The sequence below is a fragment of the Methyloglobulus sp. genome, assembly GCF_964779595.1.
In genome coordinates this window covers 1-4,952 of sequence record NZ_CBAROL010000064.1, presented here as the reverse complement: position 1 = coordinate 4,952, position 4,952 = coordinate 1, and the positions used below count along the sequence as shown (strand labels likewise).

Below are 4,952 nucleotides of genomic sequence, written 5' to 3'. Positions count from 1 at the left end.
CCCAAGACAATTATTTGCTGAGGACTGCCATCTGCCAATAACGGTATGCCACGTTTGTCACAAGCCTGCTGATACAAAAAAGCCAATGCAAATTGAATGCAAGCATCAGCTAACCACGATACTTCAGCCAAGGTTTCTGATAATGGCGCCCAACCTGCTAAATCACGCCACGCGATTCGAACCATTTCTCGTCGCCGAAACTGCCGTAATACCTGCATTAACTGTACTTCAGTATCAATCGCTATCTGTTCCAGTTTATTGGTATAACTAGGTTCTTTATAAGCTGACAATAAATCACCTGAACTAACTAATTCAATCAATAACTCAGGCCGACGAAGACAACTCTCCGCAACAAATAAACTGGAGCTCCACACTTTTACAAGGGAAGCAGATAGCTCAGGTGTGGGTTGAAAATCCAGATTTAGCGTGGCTAGTTGCTCATCCCATTGCTTTAGCATAATCCCTAGGGAATTGCGTAACTCCTCAGGTAGCTTTGCGAGCTCAAAATCAACATTATGAGTAAAAGACATAAATACCAGACTGAATTTAAAAAAACTATGATACCGATTTGAGAAGATTCAAGCCAACTTATTGCCAGTAACTTGTATTAAGTAATAACTCACTTAATAAGAAAAATAAAATAATTAGGTTATTTAACCTAAATTTTTAAAAAGTATGGCATATGCCTCACTTTTTTACATCGCAATAAAATTCTTTTACACCAGCAATCCTTTTCTAGCAAGGACTGTGAAGCTTTGGCATGCAATGTGCTTTAAGTAAAAGATTAGACATCGTCTTTTATTTAAATAACCCATTTATAACACTCGGATTAATTTAATGCCTTTACTTAAACCTCCATTTCAACTTAAACCAAGACACACTCTAATTTGCATGTTGATACTAGCAACGCCCTTAACTGCAATGGGGGCTTCAGACACAACGACGTCTACTAAAACCATCAACGTAAAACAAAAAACGGTAAAAAAAGCTGCAAAACAAGAAAAAAAACAAGCACCTGTCGACAAATCTAAAGCAGAAATGCCCGAGATGATAATAACCGAAGGCTATACCGATACCAATGCCTTTATACCCAGAGCAAAAGAAGAATACCGATTACCTACAACGACAGAAAGTGTGTCTAGCGAAATAATTGAACATAATATTAATGCCATGACGTCTGCCGATACTATTAAGTATCTACCCAGTATTCAAGTTCGTCAGCGCTATATTGGTGACACTAACGCTCCTGTCGGCTGGCGTACCTCAGGAACCAGCCAGAGTGCTCGTGGTTTAATTTATACCGATGGCGTGATGCTCTCAAACCCATTGGGTAACAACAACGGTGATACGGGATCACCGCTCTGGTTTATGGTAGCACCCTCAGAAATTGAACGAGTTGATGTCATGTACGGACCGCAAGCAGCGGCCTATACCGGTAACTCAATTGGTGGGGTCGTTGACATTAAAACCAAAATGCCAACAAAATTTGATGTCGGTGGCAACGTTAAAGCGACCTGGCAAGAATTTGGCTTTTATGGCAAAAATAATACCTACGATAGCCAAGAATATTCAGGGCATGTTGCTGATAAATACAAAGACCTATCGGTTCGATTTGATGTCATGCATTTAGATAGTCATAGCCAACCCATAAGCTATTATAATCCAATTCTTTCTACAGCCCCTGGGGGCACAACCCCAGTTTCCGGTGCCATTGCCAATAAAAATCCTTACGGCGTTGATGCCTTAGTTATGGGGGGAGGAAACATTAATCATACCGTACAAGATACTTTCAAATGGAAATTGGGCTACGATATTACCCATTCTATCCATGCAAACTACTCATTAGGTTTATGGACCAATGATAATAATGGTAGCTTTCAAAGTTATTTAACCAATACCGCCACAGGTGCAACTGTCGATAGTGGCGCCTCCGTTGGTATTAATGGCAAAACTTACAACCTTAATACGGGGAACGGCGGTTTTCCAGCTTTCACAGCCACTAATGTTGAACAAACAAAATTATTTCAAGGCATGCGCCTACATTCAGACAGTGGTGGCGTTTTTGATTGGGATCTAAATGGTAGTTGGATGAACTTCGCCACCGACTATACTCGAAAATCCACCCAAATACCCTCAGCTGGGGACGGCCAAGGTAACGTAACAAGCTTGCAGGGCACCGGCTGGTTCACCGCTGACGCCAAAGGCATCTGGAGACCGTCTGCAAAACTGTTAGGTAAACATGAAGTCAGCTTTGGTTTTAGCGAAATTGGCGCCAATTTAAACTCATTTGTTTACAATGTATCCAATTGGAAGACCTCTACTACAGGCGCCATTAACACTGTCTCACAAGGCAAAACAAACTTGGCAGGTTATTGGGTGCAAGATGCCTTGGACTTTAACAAAGCTTGGAATTTAACATATGGTGGCCGTATAGAAAGCTGGGATGCCAGTGATGGCTACAATGCCACTAGCACGACAGCTTTTTCGCAGGCAGACCGAAATCTACTAAGATTTTCACCGAAAGGAAAAGTCACCTGGAAGTCGACAGAACACAATGAGACAGGGTTCGCGGTTGCTAAAGCCTATCGCTTTGCAACTGTCACCGAATTGTTTAATACAACAACAGTGAGCGGTAATATAGTTCAAGCAAATCCTAACCTAAGACCTGAAGATGCCTTATCTTCTGAGCTTTCTCACATATACCGTTTTGATGGTGGAAAAGTACGTATGAGTGTATTCCAGGAGCAAATAAAAGATGCCATTTATTCACAAACCACTTTTAAACCAGGATCAAGTACTACGACTTTGAGTACCAGCTCAAATGTAGGAGAAATACAGAGTTACGGTCTCGAATTTGCCGCCGATAAAAGTAATGTCGGCATAGACGGCATAGATCTATACGGTACATTTACCTATGTTAACTCTACTATTACCGAAAACTCTGAAACCGATGCCGCAATGGCCTTATCAACACCAACAGCAGCAAACCCTTACACTAAAGTTCCGACCACGGGTAAGAATCAACCCAAGGTTCCACAATGGCGTGCAGCTGGAATTGTTGCCTATCGTCCGAGTGCGTTTAACAACAAATTAAATACCTCCGTTAACTTTCGCTACACCGGCACGCAATATGGTCAGTTAAACAATACCGATAAGAATTTTGCAACCTATACAGGTGGGGGTAACGAAGCTGTGATAGTCGATTTACATGCTAACTATAATATAACCAAGCAAATTATGGTTGCCGGTGGCATAGATAATGTCAATGATGCACAAGTTTGGATATTTCACCCAGAGGCTGCGCGAACATACTTTGCGGAATTAAAGTATAATTACTAGTTAAAAAAAACATACGCTACTGAAATCTTATTTTGCCTAGCAAAGCGGCGGACAAAGATCCCTTTGTCTGCCTTACTTATTTTAAACGGTCTCATTATGAAACGTCATTGCTCATTTTTATCTCTTGCATTATTAGCGTTGGCTGGTTGTACAACCACTACCGAAGTTAAGCATGTTGATCACACCCAGCATGAAAACAAGCATGGCCACGAAACTGCAAAAAAAGGCATTTGTGCCAATCCTGAAGCTACTCCCAATTTAGTTTGCTCGGACACGGTGACCGCAACTTTTAATGATAAAGGAATGCTTTGGATTACTTGGGTAAACAATGGATTCATTTATGTGCAATCATCAGCCGATAAAGGCCTCACTTTTACCCCGCCTGTTAAAGTCAACGCCGTTTCCGAAAAAGTAGCAGCAAAAGGCTCTAGTCGTCCCAAAATAAAATTGGACAATAACGGCAACATCTATTTGTCATGGGACTTAACGCTCGATAAAAAACATAGCACGCATATCCGCTTCAGTCGCTCAACCGATGGCGGTCAACATTTTTCTACACCGATTACCTTGAATGATAATCTTGAGGTTATTCGTCATCGCTTTGACAGTATGGCGATTGGTAAAAATGGCGAGATTTTCATGGCGTGGCTGGATGGTCGTGATGAAGCCTCTGCAATAAAAGAGGGTCAAGCCTTTAAAGGCCTCTCCCTTTATTACACCTGGTCTGATGATGGTGGCCAGCATTTTCATGCCAACAAACATGTTGCTGATCATGCCTGCGAATGTTGTCGCATAGATACCGCTATCGCTAAAGACAATACACCTGTCATCGCTTGGCGTCATATTTTTGATGGCAAAATACGTGACCATGCACTTATTAAGTTTACAGACTGGAATACGCCCGGCAAAATCGTTCATTTGGGTGATGAAAAGTGGGCGATTGATGCCTGCCCCCATCACGGGCCTAGTCTCGCCATTTCTGATATCGATACCTATCATGCAGTATGGTTTAGTGGCTCTGAAGCCAAAAAAGGCTTATTTTATGCCGCCTCCACTAATTCAGGGGCGAGTTTTTCTAAGCCCTTGCAATTTGGAAATGATGGCGCAAGTCACCCTAGTGTTATAGGACTGGGCAAACAAGTTGCTATCGTTTGGCAAGAATTTGATGGCACTCAAAATAGTATTCGGCTAATGAAATCATCTGATGATGGTAAAACCTGGTCAACACCTGAAGTAATATTGCAGTCAACTGAAAAACTGGATGAGCCCTTTTTGATCACTGATGGACAGTCCATTTATCTTTCCATACAGTCACAAAAATTGGGTTATCAATTAAAACATCTGTAAAATACAATAAAAAAGGGGGAGCAAATTTTAAATGCTCCCCCTTTTTATGATTAATTAGTTAAAACCAGAACCTCACTTGCCATCAGTACATTATCAATAGTTGTTAATTTCATGTCTTTAGTCAATACTTTTCATTCTGATAACGTAAGCTTTAATCCTCTGGCACAGCAAAAAAAATCACGACAAATTGCCGGCCTAGTTTTGGCTACCGTACTTGTTTTGCATGGACTTTTAGCCTGGTATCTATCAAGAAAACCTATAGTGCC

The 4,952-nt window shown here is 41.4% G+C and carries 2 protein-coding genes and 1 pseudogene; 2 read left to right on the top strand and 1 reads right to left on the bottom strand.

Annotated features, from left to right (window positions below):
* Positions 1–458 (bottom strand): annotated as a pseudogene (locus AC1YY3_RS12750) (bifunctional [glutamate--ammonia ligase]-adenylyl-L-tyrosine phosphorylase/[glutamate--ammonia-ligase] adenylyltransferase); the annotation flags it as partial.
* 433 nt (positions 459–891) lie between these two features.
* Between AC1YY3_RS12750 and AC1YY3_RS12745 the strand changes: the two are divergent.
* On the top strand, positions 892–3,339 hold the full coding sequence (locus AC1YY3_RS12745) for a TonB-dependent receptor (protein WP_482194568.1): 2,448 nt from the start codon (positions 892–894) through the stop codon (positions 3,337–3,339).
* A 63-nt stretch (positions 3,340–3,402) separates the two neighbouring features.
* Entirely contained in the window at positions 3,403–4,686 is a 1,284-nt protein-coding gene (locus tag AC1YY3_RS12740) for a sialidase family protein (protein WP_482194567.1), read from the top strand.
* The last annotated feature ends 266 nt before the right edge of the window (positions 4,687–4,952 follow it).

What these genes read in the sequence shown, in the direction of transcription:
- AC1YY3_RS12745 (WP_482194568.1), top strand. Translation starts at nt 892, where the DNA reads ATGTTGATACTAGCAACGCCCTTAACTGCAATGGGGGCTTCAGACACA.